Below are 16,427 nucleotides of genomic sequence, written 5' to 3'. Positions count from 1 at the left end.
TCATAGTTTTTCTTAATCGATTGTAGAGGCATGTACTGATGACGCCTCTACAATCTTTAGGGACTTTCTCTACTATGAGATAAGAAATTTCATATTATGCTTTAAGGCTGAATGATTTGTGCAAAATATAATTATTTTCCCGTCGAACATGAGGTGTATGTCATAAGATTAAATGATAACTATGTATTCCTTGCGGTGAATTATATGAGGTAAAAGATGAAACTTGGAACTGTGGCAGGCACTAACGACAGTATAACGACTATCGCAACAAATGATATGGTGCAAGAGCATGTTACTAACTTCACTAAAGAACTGTTTGGGTATATTGCAAATGGTATAGGTGATGATATATCAAGTATTGCCAGGACAATGCTCGGTGAAGTTGTGGAAAAAATTGATGATTGGCAAATAGAACGTTTCCAACAATCTTTTCAAGATGACAAAATTTCATTTACCATAGAAACGAATCATTCAGAAAAATATAGTATGCTATCGGGCATGCGTGCCCATATTCTACGTAGGAATAATAGTTATCAGTTTATTGTGACAATTAATAGTAAAAATTACGGTTGCCCTCTTGATGATACCGATATTAATTGGTGCAGCATTGTTTATTTACTTAATAATATGACAGTAAATGATAATGCTAATGATGTTGCAGTTACTGAGTCGTACAAACCCATCTGGGACTGGAAAATATCGCAATATAATGTATCTGATATTAAATTCGAAACAATTATAAAACCCCAGTTCGCTGACAGAATCTATTTCTCCAATTGTTCACCCGTTGATCCCACAAGTACCAGACCAACCTATTTTGGTGATACCGATGGCTCAGTCGGTGCAGTTTTGTACGCGCTTTTCGCAACGGGACATTTGGGAATTATGGCTGAAGGAGTAAATTTTCTTAGCCAGTTGCTTAATATAGAAGATGAAGTTCTCAATGTTTTATTAAGGGAAAACATTAATGAGGAACTAGACATTAATGTTAATACAATAATCAGTATTCTGAACAGAAGAGATGTTGTTTTAGAAAGTATTCAGCCATATTTAGTTATTAATAAAGGCGCAGTGACGCCATGTACGTTTCTGGGGGACCAAACCGGCGATCGATTTAGTAATATCTGTGGCGATCAATTTATCATCGATTTGTTAAAACGCATAATGAGTATCAATGAAAATTTTCATGTATTAGCTGGTAATCATGAAACGAATTGCAATGGTAACTATATGCAGAACTTCACGCGTATGAAACCACTTGATGAGGATACCTACGACGGGATAAAAGAGTATCCTGTATGTTTCTATGACCCCAAATACAAAATAATGGCAAATCATCATGGGATAACTTTTGATGATCAGCGAAAACGTTACATTATAGGACCGATAACAGTCTCTATTGATGAAATGACCAATGCTCTCGATCCGGTCGAATTAGCGGCAATTATTAATAAAAAGCATCATACTATAATTAATGGTAAAAAGTTTAAAACTAGCCGGGCTATCTCTTGTCGATCCTTTAATCGTTATTTTTCTGTTTCGACAGATTACAGACCTAAACTTGAAGCACTATTAGCATGCTCACAAATGTTAGGTATAAATCAAGTTGTTGCACATAACGGAAATGGTGGGAGAGAACGCATAGGTGAAACGGGGACAGTTTTAGGTCTTAACGCCCGTGACAGTAAACATGCTGGAAGAATGTTCAGCATGCATAATTGCCAAATTAACCCTGGTGCGGGGCCTGAGATAACCACTCCCTGGAAGTCTTACCAGCATGAAAAAAACAAAAATGGACTTATGCCTTTGATTAGAAGGCGCACAATGTTACAGCTATGAACCATAGACAACATGAATATTAATGTTACTATCTGGTTGAGACTGTTGATAAAACGTAATAAGGAATGCTCTGTTCCTGCAACTGAACAGGCGTGAAACGCTATCCAACAGGATGGATACCGTTTTGTCAGCCAGTTTTATAGATCACACTTATGAGTATGCGTGTTTCATTTACGGCCAGGAATGCTGATGATGACAACATTACTACCCGTTTTCACTAAGCCTTCCACGTTGGCGCTCAATGCTCTGCGCGCTGGTCGTATTTGCCGTTTCCTTCTTATCCCGGATGGAAGAATCTGCTGAACGTCGTTCGGCGGCAGTTGTAACACGCGTCGTTTGCTTACAGGGATTATGGCGGGTCGATTATGGATAAGAGTAAGCGCCATCTGGCGTGGTGGGTTGTCGGGTTACTGGCGGTGGCCGCTATCGTGGCGTGGTGGCTGTTGCGCCCGGCAGGTGTGCCGGAAGGCTTTGCTGTCAGTAATGGGCGCATTGAAGCGACGGAAGTGGATATCGCCAGCAAAATTGCCGGGCGTATCGACACCATTCTGGTGAAAGAAGGCCAGTTTGTTCGCGAAGGCGAAGTACTGGCGAAGATGGATACTCGCGTGTTGCAGGAACAGCGACTGGAAGCCATCGCGCAAATCAAAGAGGCACAAAGCGCCATTGCCGCCGCGCAGGCTTTGCTGGAGCAACGGCAAAGCGAAACTCGTGCCGCACAGTCGCTGGTCAATCAACGCCAGGCCGAACTGGACTCCGTGGCTAAACGTCATACGCGTTCCCGCTCGCTTGCCCAACGTGGAGCTATTTCTGCGCAACAGTTGGATGACGACCGCGCCGCCGCTGAGAGCGCCCGAGCTGCGCTGGAATCAGCAAAAGCCCAGGTTTCTGCTTCTAAAGCCGCTATAGAGGCGGCACGCACCAATATCATTCAGGCGCAAACTCGCGTCGAAGCCGCGCAAGCCACTGAACGGCGCATTGCCGCAGATATCGATGACAGCGAACTGAAAGCCCCGCGTGACGGACGCGTGCAGTATCGGGTTGCCGAGCCAGGGGAAGTGCTGGCGGCAGGCGGTCGGGTGCTGAATATGGTCGATCTCAGCGACGTCTATATGACCTTCTTCCTGCCAACCGAACAGGCGGGCACGCTGAAACTTGGCGGTGAAGCCCGGCTGATCCTCGATGCCGCGCCAGATCTGCGTATTCCGGCGACCATCAGTTTTGTCGCCAGCGTCGCCCAGTTCACGCCAAAAACCGTCGAAACCAGCGATGAACGGCTGAAACTGATGTTCCGTGTCAAAGCGCGTATCCCACCGGAATTACTCCAGCAGCATCTGGAATATGTCAAAACCGGTTTGCCGGGCGTAGCGTGGGTGCGGGTGAATGAAGAACTTCCGTGGCCTGAAGACCTGGCGGTGAGGTTGCCGCAATGACGCATCTGGAACTGGTTCCCGTCCCGCCTGTCGCGCAACTGGCGGGCGTGAGCCAGCATTATGGAAAAACCGTTGCGCTGAACAATATCACTCTCGATATTCCGGCCCGCTGCATGGTTGGGCTGATTGGTCCGGATGGCGTCGGGAAGTCGAGTTTATTGTCATTGATTTCCGGTGCCCGCGTCATTGAGCAGGGCAATGTGATCGTGCTGGGCGGCGATATGCGCGACCCGAAGCATCGCCGCGACGTCTGCCCGCGCATCGCCTGGATGCCGCAGGGGCTGGGCAAAAATCTCTACCACACCTTGTCGGTGTATGAAAACGTCGATTTTTTCGCTCGCCTGTTCGGTCACGACAAAGCGGAGCGGGAAGTGCGAATCAATGAGCTGCTGACCAGCACCGGGTTAGCACCGTTTCGCGATCGTCCGGCAGGGAAACTCTCCGGCGGGATGAAGCAAAAACTTGGGCTGTGCTGTGCGTTAATTCACGACCCGGAACTGTTGATTCTTGATGAGCCAACAACGGGGGTTGACCCGCTCTCCCGCGCCCAGTTCTGGGATCTGATCGACAGTATTCGCCAGCGGCAGAGCAATATGAGCGTGCTGGTCGCCACCGCCTACATGGAAGAGGCCGAACGCTTCGACTGGCTGGTAGCGATGAATGCCGGAGAAGTACTGGCGACTGGCAGCGCCGAAGAGCTGCGGCAGCAAACGCAAAGCGCCACGCTGGAAGAAGCATTTATTAATCTGTTACCGCAAGCGCAACGCCAGGCGCATCAGGCGGTAGTGATCCCACCGTATCAAGCTGAAAACGCAGAAATTGCCATTGAAGCGCGCGATCTGACCATGCGTTTTGGTTCCTTCGTTGCCGTTGATCACGTCAATTTCCGCATTCCACGCGGGGAGATTTTTGGTTTTCTTGGTTCGAACGGCTGCGGTAAATCCACCACCATGAAAATGCTTACCGGATTGCTGCCCGCCAGCGAAGGTGAGGCGTGGCTGTTCGGGCAACCGGTTGATCCAAAAGATATCGATACTCGCCGTCGGGTGGGCTATATGTCGCAGGCGTTTTCGCTCTATAACGAACTCACCGTGCGGCAAAACCTGGAGTTACATGCTCGTCTGTTTCATATCCCGGAAGCGGAAATTCCCGCGCGAGTGGCTGAAATGAGCGAGCGTTTTAAGCTCAACGACGTTGAAGATGTTCTGCCGGAGTCATTGCCGCTCGGCATTCGCCAGCGGCTTTCGCTGGCGGTGGCGGTGATTCATCGCCCGGAGATGTTAATCCTCGATGAGCCTACTTCTGGTGTCGATCCGGTGGCGAGGGATATGTTCTGGCAGTTGATGGTCGATCTCTCGCGTCAGGACAAAGTGACTATCTTCATCTCCACTCACTTTATGAACGAAGCGGAACGTTGCGACCGCATCTCCCTGATGCACGCCGGAAAAGTGCTTGCCAGCGGTACACCGCAGGAGCTGGTTGAAAAACGCGGAGCCGCCAGTCTGGAAGAGGCATTTATCGCCTATTTGCAGGAAGCGGCAGGGCAGAGCAGCGAAGCCGAAGCGCCGCCCGTGGTACATGACACCACCCACGCGCCGCGTCAGGGATTTAGCCTGCGCCGTCTGTTTAGCTACAGCCGTCGCGAAGCACTGGAACTGCGCCGCGATCCGGTACGTTCGACGCTGGCGCTGATGGGAACGGTGATCCTGATGCTGATAATGGGTTACGGCATCAGTATGGATGTGGAAAACCTGCGCTTTGCGGTGCTCGACCGCGACCAGACCGTCAGTAGCCAGGCGTGGACGCTCAATCTCTCCGGTTCCCGTTACTTTATCGAACAGCCGCCGCTCACCAGTTATGACGAGCTTGATCGTCGGATGCGTGCGGGCGATATCACGGTGGCAATTGAGATCCCTCCCAATTTCGGGCGTGATATCGCGCGTGGTACGCCTGTGGAACTCGGTGTCTGGATTGACGGTGCGATGCCGAGCCGTGCCGAAACGGTAAAAGGTTACGTGCAGGCCATGCACCAGAGCTGGCTACAGGATGTGGCGAGCCGACAATCCACACCCTCCAGCCAAAGCGGGCTGATGAACATTGAGACGCGCTATCGCTATAACCCGGACGTAAAAAGCCTGCCAGCGATTGTTCCGGCGGTGATCCCGCTTCTGCTGATGATGATCCCGTCAATGCTAAGCGCCCTTAGCGTGGTGCGGGAAAAAGAGTTGGGGTCGATTATCAACCTTTACGTGACTCCCACCACCCGTAGCGAATTTTTGCTTGGCAAACAGCTACCGTACATCGCGCTGGGGATGCTGAACTTTTTCCTGCTCTGCGGCCTGTCGGTGTTTGTGTTTGGCGTACCGCATAAAGGCAGTTTCCTGACGCTCACCCTGGCGGCGCTGCTGTATATCATCATCGCCACCGGAATGGGGCTGCTGATCTCCACCTTTATGAAAAGCCAGATTGCCGCCATTTTCGGTACGGCAATTATCACGTTGATCCCGGCGACACAGTTTTCCGGGATGATCGATCCGGTAGCTTCGCTGGAAGGTCCAGGACGTTGGATCGGCGAGGTTTATCCCACCAGTCATTTTCTGACTATCGCCCGCGGAACGTTCTCGAAAGCGCTGGATCTGACTGATTTGTGGCAACTTTTTATCCCGTTGCTGATAGCCATCCCGCTGGTGATGGGCTTAAGCATCCTGCTGCTGAAAAAACAGGAGGGATGATGCGCCATTTACGCAATATTTTTAATCTGGGTATCAAAGAGTTGCGCAGTTTGCTCGGTGATAAAGCGATGCTGACGCTGATTGTCTTCTCGTTTACGGTGTCGGTGTATTCGTCAGCGACCGTTACGCCAGGATCGTTGAACCTCGCGCCGATCGCCATTGCCGATATGGATCAATCGCAGTTATCGAACAGGATCGTTAACAGCTTCTATCGCCCGTGGTTTTTGCCACCGGAGATGATCACCGCCGATGAGATGGATGCCGGGCTGGACGCCGGGCGTTATACCTTTGCGATAAATATTCCGCCTAATTTTCAGCGTGATGTCCTCGCCGGGCGCCAGCCGGATATTCAGGTGAACGTCGATGCCACGCGCATGAGCCAGGCATTTACCGGCAACGGGTATATCCAGAATATTATCAACGGTGAAGTGAACAGCTTTGTCGCGCGCTACCGTGATAACAGCGAACCGTTGGTATCGCTGGAAACCCGGATGCGCTTTAACCCGAACCTCGATCCCGCGTGGTTTGGCGGGGTGATGGCGATCATCAACAACATTACCATGCTGGCGATTGTGTTGACCGGATCGGCACTGATCCGCGAGCGTGAACACGGCACGGTGGAACACTTACTGGTGATGCCGATAACGCCGTTTGAGATCATGATGGCGAAGGTCTGGTCGATGGGGCTGGTGGTGCTGGTGGTGTCGGGATTATCGCTGGTACTGATGGTGAAAGGCGTGCTGGGCGTACCGATTGAAGGCTCGATCCCGCTGTTTATGCTGGGCGTGGCGCTCAGTCTGTTTGCCACCACGTCAATCGGCATTTTTATGGGGACGATAGCGCGTTCAATGCCGCAACTGGGGCTGCTGGTGATTCTGGTGCTGCTGCCGCTGCAAATGCTTTCCGGTGGCTCCACGCCGCGCGAAAGTATGCCGCAGATGGTGCAGGACATTATGTTGACCATGCCGACGACACACTTTGTCAGCCTCGCGCAGGCCATTCTCTACCGTGGTGCCGGATTCGAAATCGTCTGGCCGCAGTTCCTGACGCTGATGGCAATTGGCGGCGCATTTTTCACCATCGCACTGCTGCGATTCAGGAAGACGATTGGGACAATGGCGTAAGGAAGGGAAACTTGACTTCATATTGTGATGTCATACTATTGATGTCATAAAGTGAAGTCATAAGGACATGCCATGAGAACCCTGGTACAGGCTTTACGGAAGAAACAAAAAAATACATTGGATCAAATATTTAAATCTCCTGTTCCTCAAGGGATTAAGTGGTCTGATATAGAGTCACTGGTTAAAGCATTAGGCGGAGAAATTAAGGAAGGAAGAGGTTCGCGTTGTAAGTTCATACTAAATATGAGCGTTGCGTGTTTCCATCGGCCTCATCCGTCGCCAGATACCGATAAAGGCGCTGTAGAAAGCGTGCGTGACTGGTTACTAAGTATAGGGGTAAAACCATGATCAAACTGAAGACGCCAAACTCTATGGAGATTGCCGGGCAACCTGCTGTTATCACTTACGTGCCAGAACTGAATGCATTTCGTGGCAAATTCCTGGGCTTGTCAGGTTATTGTGATTTTGTCTCTGACAGCATTCAGGGGCTGCAAAAAGAAGGGGAGCTTTCCCTGCGAGAGTATCTTGAGGATTGTAAAGCTGCGGGTATTGAGCCGTATGCGCGTACAGAAAAGATTAAGACCTTTACATTACGCTATCCAGAATCGCTGAGTGAACGCCTTAATAATGCGGCTGCGCAGCAACAAGTCTCTGTAAATACTTATATTATTGAAACGCTAAATGAGCGTTTGAATCATTTATAAATTTTAGCGGCGTGCATTACGCAGAGTATCTGCCTTTACAGGATCTATCTATGTAACTGAACTTAATTTTATAAATTAAGTTCAGTTAATATCTTTTCTTTCCTCGTTTTAGAAATAACTCAATCTTCCTTCGGCAAGCACTGCAAATGCCCGTGCCGTACGCCGCGCTGGGCGATAACGTCATCGGCAAAATGCTGCACGTCGCCCATGTCACCTTTCAGCACGGCAATTTCCAGACAGTCGTCGTGATTAATGTGCACATGCAGCGTGGCGACCGAGAGATCGTGGTGATGATGCTGGGTGGAGACAATACGGCTGGCTAAGTCGCGTTTTTCGTGTTCATACACATACGACAGCACCGCGAAACCTTGTGTGCCGTGCTGCTGGGTAGCTTCCTGCGCCAGGGCACTCCGCAGAATATCGCGGATAGCTTCGGAACGGTTGTTATAGCCACGACGCTGGCTCAGGCTGTCCAGCGTCTCCAGTAAATCGTCATCAAGCGTGATGGTGATTCGTTGCATTTGCGTTAAACCTTTTCTGTGGTGCGACGGCGCACGGGGAATGCGGGTAATACCGCGTTTTGTAGCACACGTCCGGCGTCAGAGGAAAAGGTTAATTTATCTCCCACCGCCTGGGTTTCGACGATTTGTCCGTTGTCCATCACCATCACTCGCTGGCAAAAGCGTTCCACCAGGCGTAAGTCATGAGTGATGAACAGGCAGGCAGTGCCAAACTGTTGTTGTAGCTTTTTCAGCAGGCGAATGACGCCCGCCTGTAACACGAGATCAAGGTTAGAAACGGCTTCATCCAGAATCAGTAGTTTCGGTTCGACCGCCAGCGCGCGAGCCAGGCAGACGCGCTGGAGCTGACCGCCGCTTAACTGCGGTGGGCGTTTGTCTAGAACGCTGTCATCGAGATCGACCGCCTTCAGCATTTCGCTGGCGCGCGCCAGTTGTTCGGCTTTTTTCAGCGATAGCAGGTGGCGCATCGGTTCTCGCAGGATCTCGCGCACGGTTTTGCGCGGATTCACGGCGCTGATGGAGTCCTGAAATACCATCTGAATATCGCGGCGGAACGCTTTACGCTGGGCGCGATTGAGCTTTGCCAACGGTTCGCCGCGCCAGCTAATATTCCCTTGTGAGGGAGACTCTAAGCCTACCAGCAGCCGCGCGAGAGTGCTTTTTCCGCAGCCGCTGCGCCCCAGCAGAGCGACGGTTTCGCCGCTTTTCAGGGTCAGGGAAACGTTATTCAGCACCGCCTGGTGTTGATGTTTTCCGCTAAATCCACCGTGCGCATAGTGATGGGAAAGGTCGGAGACGTTAAGTAAAGTCATGATGCCAGCTCCATACCGTAGAGGGCGAGATGAGCGGAAACCAGGCTGCGCGTTACCGCATGTTTGGGGGCATTAAACAGCGTTTCTACATCGCCCTGTTCGACAATTTTACCGTGTGACATCACCGCCACGTCATCCGCCAGACGCGCCACAACGCCCATATCATGGGTCACCAGCAGGATTCCCGGCGCTTGTTTTTGCATAATGCTTTCCAGCAGATCGAGGATGCGCGCCTGTGCTACCACGTCGAGATCGGTGGTCGGTTCATCGGCGATGATAAACGGCGATTCACACAACACCGCCATCGCAATCATCATGCGCTGCAACATGCCGCCGCTCATCTCGAACGGGTACAGCTTCAACACGCGCGCGGCGTTTTCCAACCCCACCGCTTCTATGGCAGCGGTAAGCGTAGCGTCATCGGCGGGTTTCCCCAGCGCCAGGCAGGTTTCCCGCGCGTGGGTGTGCATGGTGTGAAGCGGATTAAAGGCACTGCGCGGGTTCTGCATGATGGTGGCAATTTTGATGCCGCGCAGGGCACAGGGAGAAACCGGTTTGCCATCGGCTAAAATTTCCCCCGCCGTCTGGCGAACGCCTGCGGGCAGAATGCCCAGCGTCGCGGCGCAGGTCAGTGATTTCCCGCTGCCGCTACCGCCGACTAACGCCAGCACACGCCCGCGTTTAAGGGTTAACGATACGCCGTGCACCAGCGGCTGCGCGGCCTGTAGCGCGATATTACGTAGTTCAATCTGTTGCGGCATTAGTGTGCGTGCTCCGTCACCAGATGAGGGTCCAGATGATCGCGCAGTGCGTCACCCACCAGGTTAAAGGCCATCACGCTGATAAACAGCGCCAGCCCCGGCCAGAACATTTGCAGCGGCTGGGTCCAGATATACTGGCGCGCGTCGTTAATCATCACGCCCCATTCGGCGGTAGGCGCGGTCACGCCGAGGCCGAGGAAGGACATCCCCGCGACGTGTAGCATCATATGGCCGATATCCAGCGTTGCCAGCACCAGCAGCGAAGGGATCACCGCACCTGCCAGATGATCTACAAACACTCGCACATGGCCCGCGCCAGAAAGCCGTGATGCCAGTACAAACTCGCGCTGCCGCAGTGAAATCACCAGGCTGCGCACCATGCGTGCATACCACGCCCAGTGCGACAGGGCGATGGCGATAATTACGTTGGTCAGCCCGGTGCCGAGCACGCCAACCATAAAGAACGACAGAATCGAGGTCGGGAAGGTCATAAACATATCCGCGACGCGCATGGTGGCCTGATCAACGCGCCCGCCAATCAGTCCGGCGCTGCCGCCAATAACCAGCCCTAATGTCAGCACCAGCAGCAGGCAGGCCATTACCGAGCCGAGCGACACGCGGGTCGCCGCCATCAGCCGCGAGAAAATATCGCGCCCTAAATGATCGGTACCCAGCCAGTGCTGCGCATCCGGTGAAAGCAGGCGCGACGGCAGATCAATCGCCTGTGGGTCATACGGCAGCCACCACTGGCTGGTGAGCGCAATCAGTGCCAGCAGGGCGATAATGATCAGCGCCAGGCGAACCGACCAGCGGGAGGAGAGGAAAAAGTTCACGCGTGGGCTCCTTCATGACGACGAATACGCGGGTCCAGCGCGGCGTTGAGCAAATCGACAATCAAATTACAGACCACAAAAACCACCACCATCATCAGCGTAAAGCACTGGATCACCGGATAGTCACGGTTGAAAATCGCCGACACCGCATAGCGCCCGACGCCCGGCCAGGCAAAGATGTTTTCGATAATCATCGTCCCGCCAATCAGTTCGCCAATGTGCATCCCCACGGCGGTGATCATCGGCAGCGAGGCATTGCGCAGGATGTGGCGGCGTTCGGTCTGTTTGTCGTTCAGGCCGCGCAGTCGCGCCCAGGTCACATGACGCTGACCGGCGACGTCCAGCATACTGGCGCGCAGCAGACGCGCGTTAATCGCCAGCGACATAAAAGCGATGGAAACCGCAGGCAAAATGATGTGCTGCCAGCCGCCGTAACCCATCGCGGGCAGCCATTGCAGATACACTGAAAATGCCATCACCAGTAAAAACGCCAACCAGAAGTTAGGCATCGACACGCCAAGAAACGCGATAAAACGCACGGCGAAATCCGGCAGGCGGTCGCGATGGCGCGCCGCCCAGATGCCGAGCGGCACGGAAGTGAGCAGAATTAATACCAGCGCCGCACCCGCCAGCTCCAGCGTGGCGGGCAGGAAGGTCAGCATATCGTCCAGCACCGGGCGTTGGCTGGCGAATGAGATACCAAAGTCAAGATGCAGCGCTTTCCACAACCAGGTTCCGTACTGCACGTACAACGGCTGATCCAGCCCCAGCATGGTGCGGGTAGAAGCCAGCATTTCCGGCGTCGGCGGCAGGTTAGACAGACGCAGATAATCGAGCGCCGGGTCGCCGGTGCCGAGGCGCAGCATCAGAAAAATGATCACCGAGGCGGCGAGCACCATCGGGATCAGCAGCAGAAAGCGGCGTAATACATAACGCAACATTAAGGTTTCACCGGTTTAATCTGTTCGAACGGGATTTCGGTGGCGATCGGCGCGTAGGGGATGTTACCCAGTTCCGGTTTTGAAACCACCATCATTGAGATATAGCTGATGGGCAGATAAACCGCCTCGTTATGCAGACGGGTCAGAATGTCGCGATACAGTGCCTGACGTTGTGTTTCGTCGTGTGTCGCCAGCACTTCGCCAATCTCTTTATCAATCAGTGGCTTGTCGGCTAAACCTTGCTGTGCCTGGAAGTCAGCGTGCGACGGTACGCGCATTGAACTCAGGAAGGCGTGTGGATCGTATGGCGCGCCCCAGGTACGGTGGAAAATCATGCCAAAACGACCGTCGCGCTGACGAGCATAGATACTGCTCTCTTCTTCGCCGATCAGCGTGACATCCGCGCCAATCTGGCGCATATCAGCCTGAATGATTTCGGCCATTGATTTGCTTAACGCATCGGTGCCGATGAACGACAGTTCAATGCGCAGCGGCTGACCATTTTTCTCGCGGATGTCTTTGCCTGCGGGCAGCGTCCAGCCTGCTTGTTCCAGCAACGCTTTCGCTTTCTGCGGATCGTACTGGCGCGGTTTCAGGCCGAGATTGGCATAGGGCACGGAAGGGGCAAACAGGGTGTCGGCGACCTGCTGGGTGCCATACAACGCGTTATCGATCAGCGATTTTTTGTTTACCGCGTAATTAAGAGCTTCACGGACTGCCAGCTCGTTGGTGGGGGCTTTGGCAGTATTGAGCGCCAGCATCACGGTTTCGATCGGCTGTGACAGTTGGGTGTGGTAAGCCGAGTTCTGGCTAAAGCGGGCGAAGGTATCGAGCGGTAATAGCCCTTCATTACCGTATAGTAGATCGATATCGCCGGTTTCAAACGCTACTGCGCGGGTAGTCGGGTCCGGGATCACGTTAAAGGTGATCTTTTTAATCGCCGGCTTTTCGCCCCAGTAGTTTTCGTTACGGACGAAGACATCGTACTGATTCAGTTTCGATTCCTGTAAAACCCACGGCCCGGTGCCAATCGGCGCTTTAATTCCGTTCATGGTTTCGTGGTTTTTAAACTGCGAGGGGGCGATAAAGCGGAAAGGACGGGGCAGGGCCAGTTCTTGCAGGAAAGGGTAGTAGGCGCTTTTCAGGGTGATTTGCAGCTCGGTTTTACTGAGAGCTTTGACATCAACAATCTGGTTTGCCAGCTCCAGCCAGGCGTGACGTTGACGGTTGTCGAGCACAGCGCGGAAGTTTTCTGCCGCGGCCTCTGCATCAAACGGTTCACCGTTAGAGAATTTCACATCATCACGCAGGGTGAAGGTCCAGGTTTTGCCATCTTCTGAATGGGTCCAGCTTTTTGCCAGCCACGGGATCACCGAACCGTCTGCCTGATATTTCACCAGTGGTTCATAAACCATGCTCTGGGCGAACATTTGGTTAGGCGTGTAAAGGTGCGGGTTTAGTGGCCCGACATTCACCGGCCAGGCGGTGGTGATTTCATCTGGTGCAGCGGCATGGACGATAAAAGACGCACAAGCCAGCAGCGCAAATAGAGTGCGGCGGAGTGTAGAGAACATGGTAACCCCAATGGATTAAAATAGATGGCGGAAATAAGTATGACGATTTTAAGTATTCGTCATACTGATTACCTGTTCTGGATCAATAGATGGGCAGTCGGGTGGGCGGATCAGTTAACTGAATCGATCCATTGCACACTGTCGGCGGTGAGCGTAAAGGGGGTAGGGGTGCAGATCGCCAGGCTTAAATTTTCTAGCTGACAATGGCTGACTGACAGCGAGGAGTTATAGGTGCTGTCTACGCTGACGATTTGCCAGGCGCTGCCGCCACGCTGTTTAACGATGGCTTCTTTGCGCGTCCAGATGCGCCAGAACATTTCCAGTTGCTGATCAGGATGCACGGCGTCCATCTCGGCATGTTCCCCAAGGCTGAATACGGCGTTCGCCAGCCAGCGCCAGTTGGCGCGCGGGCGAATCACTTCGATATCGCAGCCGACTTCGCCTTCATCGCTCAACAGCAGGGCGATATCGTCACCGCTATGGCTTAAGTTGAACCATAGCGGCGTTTCCGGCGCGAATGCAGGTTTGCCTTGTTCGCCATAGATGATCTCCGGTAGCGGGGAAAGCGTGTGCGAAAGCAATGCACGCCCCGCCAGCCAGCGTTCGCGTCGTGGACCTTGCGGTGCTTGCTCGCGTAAACCCGGTGGCAGAGGAGCTGCGCTTAAGGTCGAAACTTTCCCCAGAACTATCCGATACATATCAGGGCCAACGTTTAATGGAAAATGAAAGTGCGTATCGTATCACTTGTCGCCTCATCCCGGTAACCGACTTTTCGGTCTGCCTGGCCCCAGTAAAATCGCCAGTTTGCTACCGCCTTTGGTGGTTTCCATCCAGATTTTACACACGCTGGTTAATGGCACCGAAAGTAGCATCCCTACCGGGCCGAGCAGCCATCCCCAAATTAACAATGAAAGAAATACCACCATGGTGGACATCCCCAGGCGATGGCCCATCATCCGTGGTTCTAAAATATTGCCGATGACCATATGGACCACTAAAAACAATGCGCCGACCAGAATACATTCGTAAACGCCATTAAACAGCAGCACCTGAATCATTGGCGGTACGGCGGAAATTACCGCGCCGATATTGGGCACGTAGTTGAGCAAAAACGCCAGTACTGCCCACATCAGCGCAAACTGTACGCCCATTAGCGCCAGCCCCAGCCAGACGATTACGCCTGTCCATAAACTGAGTAGCGTCTTTAACGCCAGATAATGCGAAACGCCTTTAAGTGCGCGGTGTAGTCCGGCGATGTGAATCTGTGGATTATTCAACGCGAAACGCATTTTGTAAGGGACGTGGCGCACTTCAAACAGCATAAAAACTACGGTCATCACCAGCAAAAGCACGCTCGCCATTGCCCCGGAAAGCCCGGTCATTAGCGCCGTGGTGAAGGTAACCATTTTTTCCGAGTCCATCCGCTGCAGTATTCGCTCCGGCGACATATGCAAATTAAGAAAAGGCAACATCTCCTGCAATTTAAAAAGTTTGCGCGTCAGCTCCTTATTAAACTTCGGCAGCATAGAGATAAATTCGTTAAACGATGCCGCCAGTACGCCGACCAGCGCGGTTAGTGCGATCAGCATCACCACCACCACAATCGTAATGGCAACGGGGCGTTGTACTCCCCGACGAATAAACCAGGTGACGAGCGGGTTGAGGACGATGGCAAAAAACAGCGCCAGTAACAGCTGCACAATGATATCTGCCGCTGCGTGAATTCCCGCGAGGATCACCACCAGCGAGGCCAGCTTGAGCAGAATGTGCATGCCCGTTTTATCGGGTTGAGGGGTTTCCATTGGGGCTTCCTTGTGACTTTTTGTATTAAGTGTAGCGGGAGTCACGCCAGCAATATTCTGATTCTTACTGCTGATTTTCACGTCAGCACGTGGTAAAAATGAAACACTGTTGTAAAAATGTGGTGATCCTCATGCCCGAACCCGTAGCCGAACCCGCGCTAAACGGATTGCGCCTGAATTTGCGCATTGTCTCCATTGTCATGTTTAACTTCGCCAGCTACCTCACCATCGGGTTGCCGCTCGCTGTATTACCGGGCTATGTCCATGATGTGATGGGATTTAGTGCCTTCTGGGCAGGGTTGGTTATCAGCCTGCAATATTTCGCCACCTTGCTGAGCCGTCCTCATGCCGGACGTTACGCCGATTTGCTGGGACCCAAAAAGATTGTCGTCTTCGGTTTATGCGGCTGCTTTTTGAGCGGTCTGGGATATCTGACGGCGGGATTAACCGCCAGTCTGCCCGTCATCAGCCTGTTATTACTGTGCCTGGGGCGCGTGATCCTTGGGATTGGGCAAAGTTTTGCCGGAACGGGATCGACCCTATGGGGCGTTGGCGTGGTTGGTTCGCTGCATATCGGGCGGGTGATTTCGTGGAACGGCATTGTCACTTACGGGGCGATGGCGATGGGTGCGCCGTTAGGTGTCGTGTTTTATCACTGGGGCGGCTTGCAGGCGTTAGCGTTAATCATTATGGGCGTGGCGCTGGTGGCCATTTTGTTGGCGATCCCGCGTCCGACGGTAAAAGCCAGTAAAGGCAAACCGCTGCCGTTTCGTGCGGTGCTTGGGCGCGTCTGGCTGTACGGTATGGCGCTGGCACTGGCTTCCGCCGGATTTGGCGTTATCGCCACTTTTATCACGCTGTTTTATGACGCTAGAGGTTGGGACGGTGCGGCTTTCGCGCTGACGCTGTTTAGCTGTGCGTTTGTCGGTACGCGTTTGTTATTCCCTAACGGCATTAACCGTATCGGCGGCTTAAACGTAGCGATGATTTGCTTTAGCGTTGAGATAATCGGCCTGCTACTGGTTGGCGTGGCGACTATGCCGTGGATGGCGAAAATCGGCGTCTTACTCGCGGGGGCGGGGTTTTCGCTGGTGTTCCCTGCATTGGGCGTAGTGGCGGTAAAAGCGGTTCCGCAGCAAAATCAGGGGGCGGCGCTGGCAACTTACACCGTATTTATGGATTTATCGCTTGGCGTGACCGGACCACTGGCTGGGCTGGTGATGAGTTGGACGGGCGTTCCGGTGATTTATCTGGCGGCGGCGGGACTGGTCGCAATCGCGTTATTACTGACGTGGCGATTAAAAAAACGGCCTCCGGTGGAAATACCTGAGGCCATCTCATCATCTTAAAA

16 protein-coding genes are annotated in these 16,427 nt (G+C 52.9%); 8 read left to right on the top strand and 8 right to left on the bottom strand.

The window, feature by feature from the left end:
- The first annotated feature begins 216 nt into the window (after positions 1-216).
- The 7 genes from ACJHX7_RS19200 (at position 217) to ACJHX7_RS19170 (ending at position 7,832) form a co-directional block, all read left to right on the top strand.
- Entirely contained in the window at positions 217-1,839 is a 1,623-nt protein-coding gene (locus ACJHX7_RS19200) for a DUF4049 domain-containing protein (protein ID WP_094030323.1), read from the top strand.
- 189 nt (positions 1,840-2,028) lie between these two features.
- Positions 2,029-2,142: a hypothetical protein gene (yhiY, locus tag ACJHX7_RS19195; protein ID WP_213059938.1), complete on the top strand. Its 114-nt coding sequence runs from the start codon at positions 2,029-2,031 to the stop codon at positions 2,140-2,142.
- A gap of 62 nt (positions 2,143-2,204) precedes the next feature.
- Positions 2,205-3,272: an HlyD family secretion protein gene (locus ACJHX7_RS19190; RefSeq protein ID WP_094030324.1), complete on the top strand. Its 1,068-nt coding sequence runs from the start codon at positions 2,205-2,207 to the stop codon at positions 3,270-3,272.
- On the top strand, positions 3,269-6,004 hold the full coding sequence (gene rbbA / locus ACJHX7_RS19185; RefSeq protein ID WP_094030325.1) for a ribosome-associated ATPase/putative transporter RbbA: 2,736 nt from the start codon (positions 3,269-3,271) through the stop codon (positions 6,002-6,004). The genes ACJHX7_RS19190 and rbbA overlap by 4 nt, the downstream gene beginning before the upstream one ends.
- Positions 6,004-7,128 carry an ABC transporter permease gene (locus ACJHX7_RS19180; RefSeq protein ID WP_001314210.1) on the top strand — a complete coding sequence of 375 codons (1,125 nt, stop codon included), beginning with the start codon at positions 6,004-6,006 and terminating at the stop codon, positions 7,126-7,128. Before rbbA ends, ACJHX7_RS19180 begins: the two co-directional genes overlap by 1 nt.
- Positions 7,129-7,200: 72 nt before the next feature.
- Entirely contained in the window at positions 7,201-7,476 is a 276-nt protein-coding gene (locus ACJHX7_RS19175) for a type II toxin-antitoxin system HicA family toxin (protein WP_001259770.1), read from the top strand.
- Positions 7,473-7,832, top strand: coding sequence for a type II toxin-antitoxin system HicB family antitoxin (locus ACJHX7_RS19170; protein WP_000593555.1), 360 nt, complete (start codon positions 7,473-7,475; stop codon positions 7,830-7,832). Before ACJHX7_RS19175 ends, ACJHX7_RS19170 begins: the two co-directional genes overlap by 4 nt.
- Before the next feature lie 119 nt (positions 7,833-7,951).
- Here ACJHX7_RS19170 and nikR read toward each other — a convergent pair whose 3' ends face one another.
- The 8 genes from nikR to ACJHX7_RS19130 all read right to left on the bottom strand — a co-directional run bounded on the left by nikR (position 7,952) and on the right by ACJHX7_RS19130 (position 15,076).
- A complete protein-coding gene (nikR, locus tag ACJHX7_RS19165) occupies positions 7,952-8,353 on the bottom strand; it encodes a nickel-responsive transcriptional regulator NikR (protein ID WP_001189000.1) in 402 nt (133 codons plus the stop codon).
- Positions 8,354-8,358: 5 nt separating this feature from the next.
- Positions 8,359-9,165, bottom strand: a complete 807-nt coding sequence (gene nikE / locus ACJHX7_RS19160) for a nickel import ATP-binding protein NikE (protein ID WP_000173687.1) — start codon at positions 9,163-9,165, stop codon at positions 8,359-8,361.
- Entirely contained in the window at positions 9,162-9,926 is a 765-nt protein-coding gene (nikD, locus tag ACJHX7_RS19155; RefSeq protein ID WP_094030326.1) for a nickel import ATP-binding protein NikD, read from the bottom strand. The genes nikE and nikD overlap by 4 nt, the downstream gene beginning before the upstream one ends.
- Positions 9,926-10,759: a nickel ABC transporter permease subunit NikC gene (nikC, locus tag ACJHX7_RS19150; RefSeq protein ID WP_001008963.1), complete on the bottom strand. Its 834-nt coding sequence runs from the start codon at positions 10,757-10,759 to the stop codon at positions 9,926-9,928. The genes nikD and nikC overlap by 1 nt, the downstream gene beginning before the upstream one ends.
- Positions 10,756-11,700, bottom strand: coding sequence for a nickel ABC transporter permease subunit NikB (nikB, locus tag ACJHX7_RS19145; RefSeq protein ID WP_000947080.1), 945 nt, complete (start codon positions 11,698-11,700; stop codon positions 10,756-10,758). The genes nikC and nikB overlap by 4 nt, the downstream gene beginning before the upstream one ends.
- Positions 11,700-13,274 carry a nickel ABC transporter substrate-binding protein gene (gene nikA / locus ACJHX7_RS19140; RefSeq protein ID WP_022646227.1) on the bottom strand — a complete coding sequence of 525 codons (1,575 nt, stop codon included), beginning with the start codon at positions 13,272-13,274 and terminating at the stop codon, positions 11,700-11,702. The genes nikB and nikA overlap by 1 nt, the downstream gene beginning before the upstream one ends.
- A 110-nt stretch (positions 13,275-13,384) precedes the next feature.
- A complete protein-coding gene (gene acpT, locus ACJHX7_RS19135) occupies positions 13,385-13,972 on the bottom strand; it encodes a 4'-phosphopantetheinyl transferase AcpT (RefSeq protein ID WP_000285789.1) in 588 nt (195 codons plus the stop codon).
- Positions 13,973-14,026: 54 nt separating this feature from the next.
- Positions 14,027-15,076, bottom strand: a complete 1,050-nt coding sequence (locus ACJHX7_RS19130; RefSeq protein WP_001572024.1) for an AI-2E family transporter — start codon at positions 15,074-15,076, stop codon at positions 14,027-14,029.
- A 98-nt stretch (positions 15,077-15,174) separates the two neighbouring features.
- On the opposite strand from ACJHX7_RS19130, the gene ACJHX7_RS19125 reads away from it, so the two are divergent.
- Positions 15,175-16,425: an MFS transporter gene (locus ACJHX7_RS19125; protein WP_122992262.1), complete on the top strand. Its 1,251-nt coding sequence runs from the start codon at positions 15,175-15,177 to the stop codon at positions 16,423-16,425.
- Positions 16,426-16,427: the final 2 nt, after the last annotated feature.

This window comes from Escherichia sp. WS1451 (genome assembly GCF_046487365.1).
GTDB lineage: Bacteria > Pseudomonadota > Gammaproteobacteria > Enterobacterales > Enterobacteriaceae > Escherichia > Escherichia coli.
This window is presented reverse-complemented; position numbering and strand designations above follow the sequence as displayed.